At 73.3% G+C, this 15,331-nt stretch carries 14 protein-coding genes and 1 riboswitch; of the genes, 4 read left to right on the top strand and 10 right to left on the bottom strand.

Annotated elements, in window-relative coordinates:
* Nucleotides 1-13 precede the first annotated feature (13 nt).
* Complete coding sequence (locus ACQPZK_RS10165; RefSeq protein WP_433538053.1) at nt 14-1,684, top strand: CDP-glycerol glycerophosphotransferase family protein; 1,671 nt, start codon at nt 14-16, stop codon at nt 1,682-1,684.
* Between the two features lie 4 nt (nt 1,685-1,688).
* Here ACQPZK_RS10165 and ACQPZK_RS10160 read toward each other — a convergent pair whose 3' ends face one another.
* From ACQPZK_RS10160 to ACQPZK_RS10140, 5 genes are all read right to left on the bottom strand, one after another.
* Nucleotides 1,689-2,435, bottom strand: coding sequence for an alpha/beta fold hydrolase (locus ACQPZK_RS10160; protein WP_433538052.1), 747 nt, complete (start codon nt 2,433-2,435; stop codon nt 1,689-1,691).
* Between the two features lie 134 nt (nt 2,436-2,569).
* Nucleotides 2,570-3,418, bottom strand: coding sequence for a C39 family peptidase (locus tag ACQPZK_RS10155; protein WP_433538051.1), 849 nt, complete (start codon nt 3,416-3,418; stop codon nt 2,570-2,572).
* Between the two features lie 232 nt (nt 3,419-3,650).
* Nucleotides 3,651-3,791: riboswitch (cyclic di-AMP (ydaO/yuaA leader) on the bottom strand.
* A gap of 285 nt (nt 3,792-4,076) precedes the next feature.
* Nucleotides 4,077-4,844: a hypothetical protein gene (locus ACQPZK_RS10150; RefSeq protein ID WP_433538050.1), complete on the bottom strand. Its 768-nt coding sequence runs from the start codon at nt 4,842-4,844 to the stop codon at nt 4,077-4,079.
* A 177-nt stretch (nt 4,845-5,021) separates the two neighbouring features.
* Nucleotides 5,022-5,627 (bottom strand): hypothetical protein, encoded by a 606-nt coding sequence (locus ACQPZK_RS10145; protein WP_433538049.1) that lies wholly within the window; start codon nt 5,625-5,627, stop codon nt 5,022-5,024.
* Between the two features lie 201 nt (nt 5,628-5,828).
* Nucleotides 5,829-7,025 (bottom strand): acyltransferase family protein, encoded by a 1,197-nt coding sequence (locus ACQPZK_RS10140; protein ID WP_433538048.1) that lies wholly within the window; start codon nt 7,023-7,025, stop codon nt 5,829-5,831.
* A gap of 247 nt (nt 7,026-7,272) precedes the next feature.
* On the opposite strand from ACQPZK_RS10140, the gene ACQPZK_RS10135 reads away from it, so the two are divergent.
* Together ACQPZK_RS10135 and pseI are read left to right on the top strand one after the other, a co-directional pair.
* Entirely contained in the window at nt 7,273-8,436 is a 1,164-nt protein-coding gene (locus ACQPZK_RS10135; RefSeq protein WP_433538047.1) for a glycosyltransferase family 2 protein, read from the top strand.
* Between the two features lie 105 nt (nt 8,437-8,541).
* Entirely contained in the window at nt 8,542-9,594 is a 1,053-nt protein-coding gene (gene pseI, locus ACQPZK_RS10130; RefSeq protein ID WP_433538046.1) for a pseudaminic acid synthase, read from the top strand.
* Between the two features lie 365 nt (nt 9,595-9,959).
* Here pseI and ACQPZK_RS10125 read toward each other — a convergent pair whose 3' ends face one another.
* From ACQPZK_RS10125 to ACQPZK_RS10110, 4 genes are read right to left on the bottom strand one after another with little or no spacing between them, the layout of a single operon-like run.
* Nucleotides 9,960-10,466 carry a hypothetical protein gene (locus ACQPZK_RS10125; RefSeq protein WP_433538045.1) on the bottom strand — a complete coding sequence of 169 codons (507 nt, stop codon included), beginning with the start codon at nt 10,464-10,466 and terminating at the stop codon, nt 9,960-9,962.
* Nucleotides 10,450-11,205, bottom strand: coding sequence for an SDR family NAD(P)-dependent oxidoreductase (locus tag ACQPZK_RS10120; protein WP_433538044.1), 756 nt, complete (start codon nt 11,203-11,205; stop codon nt 10,450-10,452). The genes ACQPZK_RS10125 and ACQPZK_RS10120 overlap by 17 nt, the downstream gene beginning before the upstream one ends.
* Nucleotides 11,198-12,469, bottom strand: a complete 1,272-nt coding sequence (locus ACQPZK_RS10115; protein ID WP_433538043.1) for an AMP-binding protein — start codon at nt 12,467-12,469, stop codon at nt 11,198-11,200. Before ACQPZK_RS10115 ends, ACQPZK_RS10120 begins: the two co-directional genes overlap by 8 nt.
* Nucleotides 12,466-12,717, bottom strand: coding sequence for a phosphopantetheine-binding protein (locus tag ACQPZK_RS10110; protein WP_433538042.1), 252 nt, complete (start codon nt 12,715-12,717; stop codon nt 12,466-12,468). Before ACQPZK_RS10110 ends, ACQPZK_RS10115 begins: the two co-directional genes overlap by 4 nt.
* A 136-nt stretch (nt 12,718-12,853) precedes the next feature.
* Here ACQPZK_RS10110 and ACQPZK_RS10105 point away from each other — a divergent pair, with 136 nt between their 5' ends.
* Complete coding sequence (locus ACQPZK_RS10105) at nt 12,854-13,327, top strand: GNAT family N-acetyltransferase (RefSeq protein WP_433538041.1); 474 nt, start codon at nt 12,854-12,856, stop codon at nt 13,325-13,327.
* A gap of 99 nt (nt 13,328-13,426) precedes the next feature.
* On the opposite strand, the gene ACQPZK_RS10100 is transcribed toward ACQPZK_RS10105, so the two are convergent.
* Nucleotides 13,427-15,160 (bottom strand): hypothetical protein, encoded by a 1,734-nt coding sequence (locus tag ACQPZK_RS10100; protein ID WP_433538040.1) that lies wholly within the window; start codon nt 15,158-15,160, stop codon nt 13,427-13,429.
* Nucleotides 15,161-15,331 lie beyond the last annotated feature (171 nt).

Here is a 15,331-nt window from a genome sequence, read left to right as displayed (position 1 = left end):
CGAACGGAGCGACATGCGTGGTGACCTGGTTCGCAAGTTGGCCGCCCGGTGCCTGAGCACCGGGCTCGCCGTGCTGGCCTTCGTCGTGCTGGCCCTGACCGGCGGCACCGGATGGGGCCTCGCGTTGGCCGTCGCCGCGTTGGTGGCGGCGGCCGCCGAGCAGCGGATCCGGCCGGGCGCCGACCTGGTCGCCGAGACCGCCCTGATCGCCGCGGCGGTCCTGGTCGGCTACTCCCGACGCCTCGACGAGGGGTTCGACCCGGCGTTGGCCGCCACGGCGCTGGTCCTGCTGGGGCTGGTGTTGCTCGTGGGGCCGTTGCGCACCGCGGGCAACCTGGAGATCCGGACCGCCAACCTGCCGGTGCGGGCCTGGACGCCACTGATCGCCGACCGACTCGGCGTCGCCCTGCTGGGTCTGCTCGCGGTGGTGGCGGTCGCCGCCGCGCTGACCCTGCCGGCCCTCGTGGCGCTCGCCGCCAGCCTGCTGGTGGCCGCCGGCGCCGGGGTGGTCGCGCTGGACCTGGCCCGGCGACGGTTCCGTCCGGCCGCCGGCGGTGGGCAGGTCGGCCGCGCGCTACGCCGGCACGAACCGGAGTTCCTGCTCTACTTCTCCGCGCCGCCCGGCTCCGAGTACCAGGTCACCATGTGGCTGCCGTACCTCGAACGGATCGGCCGGCCCTTCCTGGTGCTGGTCCGTGAGCCGGAGTTCCTCGCGCCGATCGCCGCGGCCACCGACGCGCCGGTGGTCTACTGCCCCACCCTGCGCGCGATGGACGAGGCGCTGGTGCCGAGCCTACGGGTGGCCTTCTACGTCAACCACGGGGCGAAGAACAGCCACTGCATCCGGTTCACCCAGCTCACCCACGTCCAACTGCACCACGGCGACAGCGACAAGGCGCCCAGCGCCAACCCGGTGTCCGGGATCTTCGACCGGATCTTCGTGGCCGGGCCGGCGGCGATCGACCGGTACGCCCGGGCCGGGGTACAGATCCCGGCGGACAAGTTCGTCGTCGTGGGGCGTCCCCAGGTCGAGTCGATCGAGGTACGCCAGGAGCCGGCGCGGGGCCTGTCGCACCCGACGGTGCTCTACACCCCGACCTGGACCGGGCACCACGCCGACGCCGACTACTGCTCCCTGCCAGTGGCCGAGGAGCTGCTGCGGCAGCTGCTCGGGCGCGGCGCGACGGTCATCCTGCGGGCGCACCCGTACACGACGCAGAACCCCGCGTCGGCACGCCAGTTGGGCCGGCTCACCGAACTGCTGGCCGCCGACCGCGCTCGCACCGGCCGGCAGCACGTGTTCGGCACGGCGGCCCGGGAGCTGAGCCTGACCGAGTGCGTCAACCGCTCGGACGCGCTGGTCTCCGACGTCTCCGGGGTGATCTCCGACTACCTCTACTCGGGCAAGCCGTACGCCGTGACCGACATGGGCGGCGAGGGCGAGCGGTTCACCGAGCACTTCCCGCTGGCCGGCTCGGGCTACGTGCTGCGGCGTGACATGTCCAACGTGGACGTCGTGCTCACGGCCCTGCTGGACACCGATCCGCTGGCCGACGCGCGCTGGGCCACCCGCCGCCGGTACCTGGGCGACTTCCCGGCCGAGTCGTACGCCGAGGGGTTCCTCACCGCCGCCCGCCGCGAGCTGACGTCGGCCCGGGAACTACCCGCGCCCGCCGCCGCCTGATCGATCAGCGGTACGGGTCCAGCAACGCCAGCACGGCCGCCGGATCCTCCAGGTGCGCGTTGTGCCCGAGACCGGGCAGCGTGGCGACCGGTACGCCGTACTCCTTGAGCTGCGCGTCCGTGACCATCGGGTCGTGCTCCCCGCGGGCCAGCACCACCGGCACGTCGGTCGCCGCGAGCAGCGCGGCCAGGTCGGGCGCCCCGACCCCGAACGCGGCGTCGTCCATCGCGAGCCGCCACCGGCCGTCGACCTGACGCAGACCGGCGTCGACCATCGGGTGGTCCGGGAGGACCAGACCGGTGAGGCCGGCGACCCGCAGATACCGGCGGGCGGCCTCGGTGCGGCTGGTGAACCAGCCCACCGGGCGGGCGGCGAGGTCCGCGGCGCGGGTCAGCTCGGCCGGTGACCAGACGGCCTTGATGCCCAACCCCACCACGGCGTCCACCGGCAGGCCGGCGGCGCGGGCCGCCAGCGCCAGGCCGACCACGCCACCGAGCGAGTGCCCGAGCACGACGATGCGGTCGTCGGAGGCCAGGCCCTGGGCGACCCGCTGGGCAAAACCCTCGAAGGAGTACGACGACAGCGGCGCCGACCAGCCGTGACCGGCGAGATCGGGCGCCAGCCACCGGCCGGGCCAGTGTTGCTCCAGTAGTGGCGCCCAGGGCAGCCACACGTCACCCGTCGCCCCCATGCCGTGCAGCAGCAACAGGATCGGCTCACGGCCGGCTTGACCACCCGATTCATCCACCACGGCCGCAGTCTCCCACGGTTCGCGGCCCGGTACGAGAGCCGTTCACCGGCGTCGCGCCCCGACACGGAGACGCCGCGGGCGCCGGCCCCTCGTGGGAGACGGCGCCCGCGGCGTCGTGGGATGTCGCGCCTTGGTCAGGCGGAGTAGCCCCGGGTGGCGATCCAGTTCGCCAGGTCGATCGTGGTGATCCAGTAGGCCGGGTCGGCCGGGTTCGCCGAGTCGGCGATCCGCACGGTACGGCCGTTGTCCTTGTAGCCGACGACGGCGATGTAGTGCCCACCGCCGTAGGAGTGCCAGCCGCCGGCGGTGTCGGTGGCGTCGCCGACGACGTTGGCCACCACGCCCCGGCCGTCGGTAATGGCCTTGACGACGTCGGACTGGAGACGGTCCATCTGAGCGGGGCTGGGCGCGCCCGCGAACATCCGGGTGCGGTACGGGGAGCCCTTCACCTCGGCGTTGAGCACCCGGGTGGTGTCCTCGGCCGAGTTGGTGCCCATCTCGGTGGTGCCCAGCTCGGCGCCGAGCTCCTCCTGCGTACGGTCGATGCCGCTGGCGCTGAGCGCGTTGCGGGTGGCCGCCGGGCCGCAGTTGTAGTAGGTGTTCTGCGCCTCGTAGTCGTAGTCGAGCACCTTCGTCGCGGGCGGCTTGGGCGGCGTCGGCTTCCGGGTGACGTCCGGGTTCCTCGTGGCCTTCGCGGCGGGGGACGCGGCGCTGGTGGCCGGGGCGGCGGTGCTCGGTGCGACGCTCGCCGACGGGGCCGCGGACCGCAGCTCGCCACGGGAGGCGACGGTGTCACTGCGCATCTCGGCGACCGTGGTCGGGGTGCGCGGGCCGGCGGGGGCGTCGTCGGCGCCGGCGACCAGGGCACCGGTGGTGGTGGCGATCGCGAGGGCCGCGGCGGAGGCGGCGACGATCTGGTACGGACGCTCGGTCGCGAGGCGACGGAGCTGGCGCTGCAGGGTGTGCTTCACGAGGTCCTCCACGGTTCACAGGGAGAGCGGCACACCGGGCTCGACCGGCATCCGGGCAGGCGTCAGCGCACGGGCGGAGGCCCGCGGATGATGAACCGCTCAGGGGAGCGCCCGGCGCGGCCGGGCGGGAAGGGGCGGTGACCCGGGGGTCAGCTCACCGTCACGAGGCGGATGAGCGGGGACACCGCGTCGCCGTGGAGGCGGAGGAACAAAGAGGGGGGCGAGGGGTGCTGCACGAGGATGGAACTCCTTCCGTCACCGCCTACCGGGTTAGCTGACGGATTCGGGCGGGAAGATCGCCCTACCGCGGGCCGTGGCTCGCGGATTCACCCCGGACTTACTGTGGGTCCCCGGTTCGTTGATCACGATTGAGCGGGTCGGCGCGGCGTCGCCTCCTGCGATCGGTAACCGCACCGGACGGGACGACAGTACTGGTCGGTATGGCCTCTGCCAAGCCGTGCCGACCTGCGTAAACATCATTCGGCCCAGCAATTTCTGCGCGTCTTGACGATGACGTGACTCGATGGGACAACCGGTTCCGGCGGCACCTGTGGGCGACAACCGGACAGGCCGTCGACAACGCCGCCACAATCGCGGGCACAATGGCCGCCGATGATGCCGATCGCCCGAATTCCCCTGCCGGTGACCCGCCTCACATAACAGATCGGGCTCAACCGGCCCGGGCCGGACGCCAGCGTGCCACGACGGCCGTGGGCGATGGCCGCATCGCCGTGCGCCGTGCGAGCGCCGGAGTCGGCCGCGACCGGACCGCCGCCGCGTACGCCTCCTCGGCGAGGGCGCGCGCCGACTCGGCGGCCATCTCGGCGTCCCGCCAGGTCGACCGCTCCCGCTCGACGGCCGTCCGGTGCTCGGCCAGCCTCGTGTCACGGATCGCCCGGATGAGCAGCGTCTCCTGCTCGACCGGGTGCCGGCGGGGGTCCCAGCCGCGCCGGTGCCCGAACACGTCGGCGAGCTGAGCCATGGTCAACTCTCCCCGCCAGTGCGCCGCCATGGCGGCACGGTGCAGGTAGCGCTCCCGGGCCGCGTACTCGGCGGGAGTGTGCGGGGTACGCGGTGTCGGCAGCGCCCCGGCGGTGGCGACCCGGCGGGCCGCGATGTCCGCCTCGTCGTACGCCGTCCAGGCCCGCTGCGCCTCTTCCTGAGCGACCAGCCAGTCAGCGCGCAGTCTTCGGGCGGTCCGCGCCGCCCGGGCGGCGGCCACGGCCACCTCCTCGGCGTACCGGCGCAGGTCGGCGATCTCGGCGACGGCCACCTCACGGGCGGTGGGTGTCGGCACGTGGTCGGCCTCTGGCGCGTCTCGCTCCGGGCGGGCCACCAGGACGGCGAGGACCGTCAGCGCCAGCAGGAACAGGGCCGACCAGATGGCGGCGGCCTGGGGTACCTCGGTGAGGAACTGGTAGAAGACGACGGTTTCCATGATCGGCACCTCGGCATGAGCACGTAAGCGATTGGATACCGCACGGGCGGGTGCGGCGGTGTGTCGTCAGGTGCGGTGGCGGGCGCTCGGCCCGGCGGCGCCGCCGATGGTGGAGGGCTCGGCGCGCGCCGTACTCCGGCGCTCGCGGGACGGCGTGCCGCCCCGGTGACTGACCCGCTAGGCCGGCGGGGCGCGCGGAGCCCGACTGGTCGAGCCGGCGGCTCGGAGGAACCGCTCCGACCCCGTGCGCGCCGAGGTCACGCCCGCCGGTGGGCGGAGCAGCGCGTCCGGACCACCGTGCAGGGCGGGCTGCGGGTCGACCGACCGCGCGGAGGCGTCAGAGCGAACCTCTGCGGCTCGTTCCTCGCCGACCCGGTCGAAGGCGGCCCGCCCGGTGGCAACCCGACGGTCGGCCTGCCCGGCGGCGGCCCACCCGGCGCTGGCCTGCCGGGCGGCGGCGGCCTGCGCGAGGGCCGCCCACCCGGCGTCGGCCCAGCCGGCGGCGGCCTGCCCGCCGGTTGCGGCCTGCCCGCCGGGGGCCGCCTGCCCGCCGGGGGCGGCCCAGCCGGTGAGGGCGCGGTCGATGAGGGTCGCGGTCGACGGTCCGAGCGGCTCCGCGAGGGTGAGCGACTCGACGGCCAACGGCGAGGCCGGGGCGGTCGACGCCGGCGGCAGCGTCGGGGCCGCGCCGAGGGCGAGAGCGAGCACGGCGAGGCTGGTCAGCACCCGGGTCGCCCAGCGCGCCACCCACCACAGGGGACAGGTGAGCGCGACCGGGAGCACAGCCTCACGCTACCGTCGTGACCGCCCGGGCGCATCGGCGACGGGCGTGTCGGCCCGCGCCGCGCCGACCCGTCCGACCAGCGTGGACGGGGGACGCGAGCCGGCGCGCGTCGGCTGCTCGCCGCTCGGGTTGGTGCCGCACCGCCAGCCGTGATCGTGCTCGATCCTGGTTGTAGTGGCCTCGATCGGCCGACGACACCACTACAACCAGGATCGAGCGTGATCTTGCGCGTTCGGACGGGCGGACACGCCCGCGTCGGCGTCACCGCCCCCGGCCTCCGGGGTGCGCTGGTGGGGAACGAGCGGCGGACGGGCGGGGCGGCGGGGCGCGAGCCGGCGCATCATCGGGGTCTCGACCCAGCGGTGCAGCAACCCGGCGAGCACCAGGTTCACGAGCAGGAATCCCAGCACCACCGCCGGGCCCTTCCAACCACGAAAGCCGGTCCCCCAGTCACCGCTGAGCCGGAGCACGCTCGTCATCACCAGGACGTGCACCAGGTAGAAGGCGAAGGAGACCTCGCCGAGCCAGACCAGCGGACGCGAGCGCCACGGCGAGCGCCGGTCCCGTACGTCGGCGTCGGCGGCGGCGGTGATGACCAACAGGTACGCGACGGCGAGCAGCGTGGTCCACAACTCGGCGCGGATCCACTGCGCGGCGGCCACCCAGGTGCCCACGAAGATCGCGGTGGCGGCGGTGAGTCCCGGCCCGCGCCACCGGCCCCGGAGCATCAACTCGGCCGCCACCGCGCCCAGCCAGAACTCCAGGGACCGCGTCGGCGGGAAGATCTGGGTGAACCACCAGCGGCTCGCCTCCGGCACCAGGTGCTGGGCCGGCCAGAGCGCGAGGATCAGCAGCGGCAGCGCGACGACGAGCGCCCAGAGCACCGCGGGTCGCGCCCGGCGCAGCAGGGGCAGCGCCAGCGGCAGACAGAGGTAGAAGAAGAACTCGCAGGACAGCGACCAGCTCACCGTGTTGACGCTGTAGAACCAGCCGAGCCGTGGGTCCCAGGCCTGCAACAGCAGCAGGTTCTCCACGGCGACGGCCGGCAGGACGGGATCGGCGAACCACCAGGCGACCAGCAGCGCGGCGGCCCACAGCACCACGTGGTTCGGGTAGATCTTCGCGACCCGTCGACGCCAGAAGGTCAGCCGCGAGTCGCCCGGGCGGGCCGACCAGACCAGCACGAAACCGCTGAGGATGAAGAAGAACTGCACGCCGGACAGGCCGAGGGTGAAGAGGGCGTCGACGACGGCCTTGTAGTCCGGCTCGGCGATGATCCGCATCGTCCCGGCGTGGAAGCCGAACACCAGCAGCGCGGCGATCCACCGTAGGCCGGTCAGCGACGGTAGCCGGGCGGGGGCGGTCGGCGCGGTCGGCGCGTCGGTGGTGCTCGTCATGCCGGGGTCCCGACGCTCCGCAGGGTCACCAGCACGTACGCCTCCTCCTCGGCCCGCGGCGTCGGACGGCGCGACGACGACGCCCGCGACGGCCCGGCAGGACCGCACCGAGGCACCCTACCGGGTCACTCCCGGCTGAATCGGGCGGCCGTTGTTAACCTTCCGCTTCGCGGGTGTTCAGGGATTCCACCATCCACGGCCACGTGTGGTTCCGGGGCCGGCCATCCGCGTCGTCAAAGGTGGCGACGTGGTCAATGAGCCGACGCACGCGCCGCTGCTGAGCATCGTCGTGCCCGTCTACGGCGTCGAGGCTTACCTGTACCAGTGCCTCGAGTCGATCCGGGCGGACATCCCGGTGGGCGAGTCGGAGGCGGTCGAACTGATCGCCGTGAACGACGCCTCCCCGGACGGTTGCGGCGCGATGCTGCGGTCCTATGCCGCCGGGCGTGACGGCGTCCGCGTCGTACACCTGGAAGAGAACGTGGGTCTGGGCCTGGCGCGCAACGCGGGCCTCGACGTGTCCACCGGCCGGTACGTCTGGTTCGTCGACAGCGACGACTGGCTGCCACCGGGCACGATCGCGGCGGTGCTGGACCGGCTGCGCGAGCACCAGCCCGACGTCCTGATGCTGGACCACCTGCGGGTGCACGAGGACGGCCGGCGGGAGGTCGACGCGAGCAGCCACCTGCTGCGTCAGATGCCGGGCGTGGCCCGCCTCGCCGACCAGCCGCAACTGCTGCGGGTGCAGCACACGGCGTGGAACAAGGTGGTACGCCGGGCCTTCCTCGACGAGTTGGAGCTGCGCTTCTTCCCCGGCTGGTACGAGGACATCCCGTTCAGCCATCCGCTGCTGATCGGCGCGGAGAAGATCTCGGTGCTGGACCGGATCTGCTACCTGTACCGGCAGGGTCGCCAGGGCGCGATCACCTCCACCCGCAGCGGCCGGCACTTCGACGCGTTCGGCCAGTACGAGCGGCTGATGGACTGGGTCGCCCGCCGGCATCCGGACGAGGGCCTGCGGGCCGAGCTCTTCGAGCTGATGATCAGCCACTACCTGGTGGTGGTCGGCAACGACGGCCGGTTGCATCCGCACCTGCGGCGCGCCTTCTTCCACCGGGTCGCCGAGCACTACCGCCGATACCTGCCACCCGGGGGCTATCCGATGCCGCCCGGGGTGACCGGGCTCAAGCACCGCCTGGTGGGGCGGGGTGACTGGTTGGCGTACTCGGCGCTGCGGCAGGCGCACCGGGTCGCGGGCCGGTGGCGGCGGCCCGGCCCGGCCGGTGCCGCCGACCCGTCGTCGGCGGACGACCCCTCCCGAGCGGCGCCGTCGGCGAGCAGACCGGACGCCGGGCACACCGCCGGCAGGCCGGGACGGTCGGACGCGCTGGCCGGTGGCCGCCTGCCGTGACCGGTTCGGCGGGTGCCGGAGTTCTTTTCAGGTCGTCCACCCGTTCGGGGGACGACGACAGCACCACCGCACGTTCGGTGCGGGCGTAGGGGAACAGAGGTCGTAATGACGGCGACAATCAAGATCGGGCCGCACGTGGTCGGTGCTGGGGAGCGGCCCTTCGTGGTCGCCGAGATGTCCGGTAACCACAACGGCGACCTGGACCGGGCGCTGGCCATCGTGGACGCCGTCGCCGAGAGCGGCGCGCACGCGCTCAAGCTGCAGACGTACCGGCCGGACACGATCACGATCGACGTCGACACCCCGGCCTTCCGCATTTCCGGCGGGCACGAGCTGTGGGGCGGGGAGAACCTGTACCGCCTCTACGAGCGGGCGCACACCCCGTACGAGTGGCACGCCCCGATCTTCGCGCGGGCCCGCGAGCGCGGACTGACGGTCTTCTCGTCACCGTTCGACGCGACCGCCGTGGAACTGCTGGAGTCGCTGGACGCGCCGGCGTACAAGATCGCGTCGTCGGAGCTGGTGGACCTGCCGCTGATCCGGTTGGTGGCCAGCACCGGCAAGCCGATGGTGATCTCGACCGGGATGGCGACGGTGGCCGAGATCGACGCCGCCGTACGGACGGCACGCGACGGCGGCGCGGCGGGCATCGTCCTGCTGGCCTGCACCGCGTCCTACCCGGCACCGCCGGCCGACAGCAACCTGCGCCGCCTACCCGTTCTGGCCGGCGCGTTCGACGTGCCGGTCGGGCTCTCCGACCACACGCCCGGTATCGGCGTGGCGGTCGCCTCGGTGGCGCTGGGCGCCTGCTTCATCGAGAAGCACGTGACGCTGGACCGCGCCGACGGCGGCGTGGACTCGGACTTCTCGCTGAACCCGGCGGAGTTGACGGCGCTCGTCGAGGAGTCGGGCCGCGCCTACGCGGCAATGGGCGGCACCGCGATCGGCCCGACGCCGGCGGAGCGGGAGGGGCTGCGGTTCCGCCGTTCGCTGTTCGTGGTCGAGGACGTCCGGGCCGGCGACCCGGTGACGGCGCGGAACGTCCGGTCGATCCGCCCGGCCGGCGGCCTCGCCCCGGTCGAGATCGACAAGGTGCTGGGCCGCACCTTCACCACCGACGTTCCGCGCGGCACCCCGTTGAGCTGGGACCTGATCTGATCGCTGCGCCGCCGGCCCGGCTCGGCTCCTTGCCGCGTCGCTGAGTCGGCGGCTGGCTGCCCAGCGCCCAGCAGGCCCGCTCCTGCTGCCCAGAAAGACCTGCTGCCGGCGGGCCCGAGGACCGGCGGGCATCGTGGTCGGACCCGGCAGGAAGGGGCGTGTGCACGTGCTGTCGAGCTGCCCCGGAAATGGGGCGGCGGTCGGTGCCGCGCCGCCCCATTGGTGGGGCAGCTCGACAGGCATCGCCATCAACGACCGCACCCCAGCCGTCAGCCGCGGCCGACCGCACGGTGTTGGTGACCGCGCAGGACGTCCCCGCCGGGCCCGTCCGGCAGGTACCGCCGACACCAACCGCACCCGACCGGTCAGTCGGGGCCGACCGCCCCGCCGCCCCGCCCGGGAGCGAAGCCGACGGTGACCACCAGGTCGGCGATCCGAAGCGTGCGCCAGAGGGTGGCGCCGTCGACCGGAGTGCCCAACCCGTGCCGACGCCACCAGGTCGCGATCGGCACGTCGGCCAACTTGCAGCAGCACTCGGCCCGGGTCCACCGGGCCCAGAAGTCACCAACGCCGAAGCGCCGGGCCAGCGCCGGGGGCACCGGGGCGTCGGCGCGCTCCGCGTCGAGCGCCACGCGCCAACCCGGCACCGGCGGGCCGTACCAGCCCACGCAGCGGCCGTCGTCCACGTGACTGCGGGTCGTCGCCGCGGCCACCTCGGCGGGCGTACCGATCCGTAGGTGCCGTTCGGCGGCGGCGAGCAGTCCCGGCACCGGGCGTACCGCGCCGGGCGACGGCGGAGGGGCGTCCGGGCCGGCGTCGACCAGCCCGGACGCCGCCGGCGGCACCGGCCGCAGGTCAGATGGAGGCGGCACCGTCCACCGCGATGACCTGGCCGTTGATGTTGGTGTGCTCGCGCAGCAGCATCCGCACCACCGGTACGACCTCCTCCGGCTCGGTCAGGTGGCCGGTCGGGGTACGGCGCACGATCTGGTCGAGCTGGGTGGGGCCGAGCACGGCCGACATCTCCGAGGCGAAGAAGCCGGGCGCGACCGCGTTGACCAGCATCCGTCCGCCGAGCTCCCGGGCGAGCGACCGGGTGGCGGCGTCCATGCCGCCCTTGGTGGCCGAGTACGCGACCAGGCCCGGAAAGCCGCGCTGCGCGCAGATGGAGGTGATGTTCACGATTCGGCCCCGCAGTCCCTTGGCGAGCATCCGACGGATCACCAGCCGGGTCAGTTGCAGCGGCGCGGTCAGGTTGGTCTCGATGATCCGGGCGATGTCGTCGGTGGCGGTGTGCACGTGCAGGGAGTCCTGCCCGACGGCGGCGTTGTTGACGATGCCGTCGATCGGGCCGAGACGCTGCTCCACCTCGCGGACGAATCCCTGCGCGGCGCGCAGGTCGGTGACGTCGACCGAACCGACGTGCACCCGGTCGGGGTGCTCGGCGGCGAGCTTCTCCAGCTCGGGGGTGACGGTACGGGCGAACGCGGCCACCCGGACGCCCGCGTCGAGCAGGTCGGTGACGATGGCCAGGCCCAGCCCTCGGGAACCGCCGGAGACGAGGACCACGGAGCTGGGGGGAACGAGCTTGGTGTCGGCGGGGTCAGACATCGCTCTTCAGGGTCTCCTTGACGGGAATCTCGGTCAGCACACGGATCCGGCGGGGCACGGCGTGCTCGGGCAGCCGGTCGGCGCACCAGCGCACCAGCGCGGCCTCGTCGGTGGGCGGGCCGTCCGCCTGCCCGACGGGTGCGAGGACCACGTCGGCGACGACCATCCGGCCGAGCACCGGGGCGCGGCGGCCGGTGACGCGGGCCCAGGCCACGCCGGGATGCTGGGTCAGCACGCCCCGGACGACACCGGCGGAGACCTTGCTCCCACCCACGTTGATCTCGTCGGAGTCCAACCGGCCGGTGATCAGCACCCGCCCGTCGACCACCTCCACGCGGTCTCCGCTGCGCACCGGGCCGGACAGTCCGACCCCGTGGTACGGGGAGGTGACGACCAGCTCGTCGTCGCGTACGGAGAGGGTGGGTCGGCCCGGGGTCTCCCGGTCCAGCCACTCGGCGGGGAACCCGGCCCGCCCGTCGTGCACCACGATGGACGCGCCGAGCTCCGAGGACGCGTAGATCCAGGAGATCCGCGCGGCGGGAAAGACCTCGCGGAGCTGGTCCAGGATCGCCTGGTCCACCGGCTCGCCACCGAGGGTGATCTGCCGCAGCGGCACCCGGGCCAGCGCGGCGGCGTCCCGGTAGAGGGTGCGCCGCCAGAAGGTGGGCGTGCCGGACGCGGCGTCGACCCCGTGCGCGGCCGCGACCACCGGCCAGTCGTCCAGCTCGTCCGGCTCGACCACCACCAGGTGCTGACCGGGCTGGGTCAGCGACAGGGTCACGACCTGCCACCAGGCGTACGTGCCGGGGGCGTAGGGGCACAGCCACGTCCGGTTCGGCTGGTCGGCCCGGACGGTGGTCAACGTGTCGAGGGTGTGCCCGACCCGCTTGGGACGGCCCGTCGAGCCGGACGTCAGCAGCCACAGCCGGCCGGGTTCGGCGGCGCGCGGTCGGACGGGCGCGGTGGGGTGCGCGCCGTCGTCGTCGAGGAGCGTCACGGTGAACCCGGCGTCACCCAGCTCCGCGCGCATCGTCGCGTCCACCCGACTCGCGGTGCTGAGCAGCAGCTCGGTGCCGTGCACGGCGTGCTGCCGCGCGGCGGCGAGCGCGTGCCGGGCGGAGCGCGCCAGCACCGCGGCGGGGTCGGGCAGCTCCGGCGTCGGCAGCGTCCGCCAGGTCAGCGCGGCGCCGCCCACGACGAGCCGGTTGTCGACGCCGGCCGGCTCCGGTCGAGCGGTGGCCGGGTGGGGTGTCGCGACGGTCACTGCTGCGCAAGCTCGACGAGGAAGTCGAGGACGTCGCCCACGGTGGCGATGCGGCGCAGGCCGGGAGCGTCGAAGTTGAGCTCTTCCCCTGTCTCGTCCTCCAAACGCAGGGCCAGCTCGGAGAAGTCCAGCGAGCGGAAACCGATGTCCCGCAGTTGCGCCGCGTCGTCGGCGGGCAACTCCTTGTCCTGGTTCTTGAGCACCTGCGCCATGAGGTCGCGGATCTGCGCGCGACTCAATTCGTTCATGCGGCGGAGTCTACAACCCGGCGAATGGATAACTGCTTTCCCGGTGGGCCCGGGTAAGGTGCTCCGGGCCGATTGTGTACAGACAGGAAAGCGGGAGCACGTGCTACGCGAAGCGACGGCGGACGACGTTCATCTGATGTTGTCCTGGCGTAATCAGGAAACCAACCGTCAGGTCAGCAAGACCAGCCACGAAATCACCGCCGAGGAGCACGCCCGGTGGTGGTCGGCGGTGCGCGACGACCCGACGCGGCGGGTCCTGACGTACGTCCACGACGACCGGCCCTGCGGTGTCGTCACCTTCTTCGACCTGCGGCTGGACGGCCCGCGCACCGGGGCGTGGGGCTTCTACCTGGACGCGGAGGGGCTGGCCGGGCGGGGCGAGACGCTGCCGGCCTGGCTGGGGGTGATGCGGGAGGCCGTGGAGTACGCCTTCGACGGACTGCACCTGGCGCGGCTCGACGGCGAGGTGTTGGCGCACAACACCGTCGTACGGCAGATGAACCGGCGGTTCCGATTCGTCGAGGGTACGCCACGACAGGAAGTGTCCGACGGGCGGGAAATCACCGTCATCCCGATTTCCCTGGCGCGCGAGGATCGTCGCCAACGATGATTGCAGCCGCCATTTTGCGCGCTGGCCGATAAGCATTAACCCGGTGGACATCCGCCGTTCACGCAATTGCGGTGTCCACCGGGCGGAACGAATATCGGATCAGATGCGCCGCCAGGCTGCCCAGTGCTGCCGCTCGTTGCCGCCGAGCCGGACGAAGCCGTACCTCGCGCCGTCCCAGTCGTCCGGTTGGCCGGGCGCCCAGCGGGCGAACACCACCTGCGCGGCGGCGGGTGGCTGCTCGCGGAACCACCGCACGTCGGTCCAGGTCACCTGGTGGCTGAGGTTGAACCGCAGGATGTAGTGCACGCCCGTGGAGGCCCAGACGCGCTCGCCCGGGCGTACGCCGACGTCGGCGACCCGGGGGGTCGGCGCGGTGCTCGCCGCCATCGGCCGTACCAGCCGCTGGTCGACCACCTGCATGGTGAGGAGGTTGGCCACGACCAGGACGCCGAGCACCAGCAGCCGTAGCCGGGGCACCCGGACCGCGGCCACCAGCAGCACGCACGCGCCGATGCCGATCAGCGACCCGAGCACCGGACGCATCTCGCGCCAGCCGTTGGTCAACGCCATCAGGTCCGGCGCGCCGAAGCCGCCGTAGCGCAGCGAGTGCCCCCGGCTGGCCACGTACGCCAGGCGGCCGGCGACCAGCGCGCCGCCGGCGACCAGCAGGCCCACCGCGACCGCCGCCCGGCGCAGCAGCACCCGGCGCTCCTCGGTGAGCAGCACCCCGAGCCCGACCAGCAGCCAGAACGGGGCGAGCATCTGCACGTAGCGGCCGTAGATCGCGTCCAACGGCTTGCCGGTGATGCCGGCCAGGATCACGGAAGCGCCGCTGGCGACCCCGACACTCACGACCAGCGCCACACCCATCGTCCAGCGAGTGGCGTCACCGTGGCGGGGACGCCACAGCTCCTTGACGGCGGCGGCCCAGGCGACCCCGGCCATCCCGAACGTGATCACCACGAGGTACCAGAGTTGGGTGGTGACGGCCGCTCCGACGCGGACCACCCCCTGCACGGAGGCGACCGCGGCCACGGTGCCGCCACCGGGCGTGCTGCCCAGGAGGTAGACCTCGTCCCCGAGGAAGCGGATGCCGGCCTCGTTGAGCAGGGCCAGGGCCAGCACCGGCAGCAGCGCCCCGAGCACCGCGACGGGGGTGATCCGGCGACGCGCGAACAGCAGCAGGACCAGGCCGGCGTGCACGGCCACGATCACCAGACCGCGCGAGTGCAGCAGGTGGAACGCCCCCACCGCCAGGCCGACGGTGGCCGCCGCGAGCGGGCCGGGGCGCTCGATCCACCGGTGTACGGCGAGCAGCCAGGCGACGACGAGCGGCGCCATCACAGTGTCGATCATCGCGACGCCGGCGTAGAACGCGGTGGCCGGCAGCGTGGCCGCCACCACGGCGGCGAGCAGCGCCGACGCGCGGGGCAGTCGGAGCACCCGGCGGCCGAGGAGGTACGCCAGCGGCAGCAGCGTCGAGTTGACCATCGCGTTGATTAGCTGGACGAGGCGGTAGCTGTCGGCGAAGTCGTGGTGGCCGAGGAACGCGGGCGAGATCAGCATGGGGTACCCGACCCGGCGCAGCAGGTCGTTCTCGCTGCTGAATCCGCCCGGACCGCCGGCGAGGGCCCGGGCGGTGTTCAGATAGCTGTCCTCGTCGGTGTGGGCGATGGGCAGCGCGATGTGCCGCGACAGCCACATGCGCCAGGCGACGCTCAGTACCCAGCCGAGGAACAGCAGCAGCGGCACCAGCCACCGGCGGGCGGATGTCGCGGGCGGTGTCCCGGCCGGGACCGCCGGCCGTTCGATCACGTCGCTGCCGGTTGCCATCAACGCCTCCTGAACTGCCGGCGGACCGGCCGCTGGGCACGCCGGTCCGACCGGTGACGCTCGGGGATGATCCGCTCGCACCGAGGCGGTGCGGATGTCGGGTGAACGCGGCAACCACGACGCGCGCAAGGCTGCCGGGTCGCTCGCGCGGCCACTGTAGCGGCCGGATCT

This window comes from Micromonospora sp. CA-249363 (genome assembly GCF_050950185.1).
In the GTDB taxonomy this organism is placed as follows: domain Bacteria; phylum Actinomycetota; class Actinomycetes; order Mycobacteriales; family Micromonosporaceae; genus Micromonospora.
Note: the sequence above shows the minus strand (reverse complement) of the source record. Positions and strands in the feature narration are given on the sequence as shown.

What these genes read in the sequence shown, in the direction of transcription:
- ACQPZK_RS10165 (WP_433538053.1), top strand. Translation starts at nt 14, where the DNA reads ATGCGTGGTGACCTGGTTCGCAAGTTGGCCGCCCGGTGCCTGAGCACC.
- ACQPZK_RS10150 (WP_433538050.1), bottom strand. Translation starts at nt 4,844, where the DNA reads ATGGAAACCGTCGTCTTCTACCAGTTCCTCACCGAGGTACCCCAGGCC.
- ACQPZK_RS10140 (WP_433538048.1), bottom strand. Translation starts at nt 7,025, where the DNA reads ATGACGAGCACCACCGACGCGCCGACCGCGCCGACCGCCCCCGCCCGG.
- pseI (WP_433538046.1), top strand. Translation starts at nt 8,542, where the DNA reads ATGACGGCGACAATCAAGATCGGGCCGCACGTGGTCGGTGCTGGGGAG.
- ACQPZK_RS10120 (WP_433538044.1), bottom strand. Translation starts at nt 11,205, where the DNA reads ATGTCTGACCCCGCCGACACCAAGCTCGTTCCCCCCAGCTCCGTGGTC.
- ACQPZK_RS10110 (WP_433538042.1), bottom strand. Translation starts at nt 12,717, where the DNA reads ATGAACGAATTGAGTCGCGCGCAGATCCGCGACCTCATGGCGCAGGTG.
- ACQPZK_RS10105 (WP_433538041.1), top strand. Translation starts at nt 12,854, where the DNA reads ATGTTGTCCTGGCGTAATCAGGAAACCAACCGTCAGGTCAGCAAGACC.
- ACQPZK_RS10100 (WP_433538040.1), bottom strand. Translation starts at nt 15,160, where the DNA reads ATGGCAACCGGCAGCGACGTGATCGAACGGCCGGCGGTCCCGGCCGGG.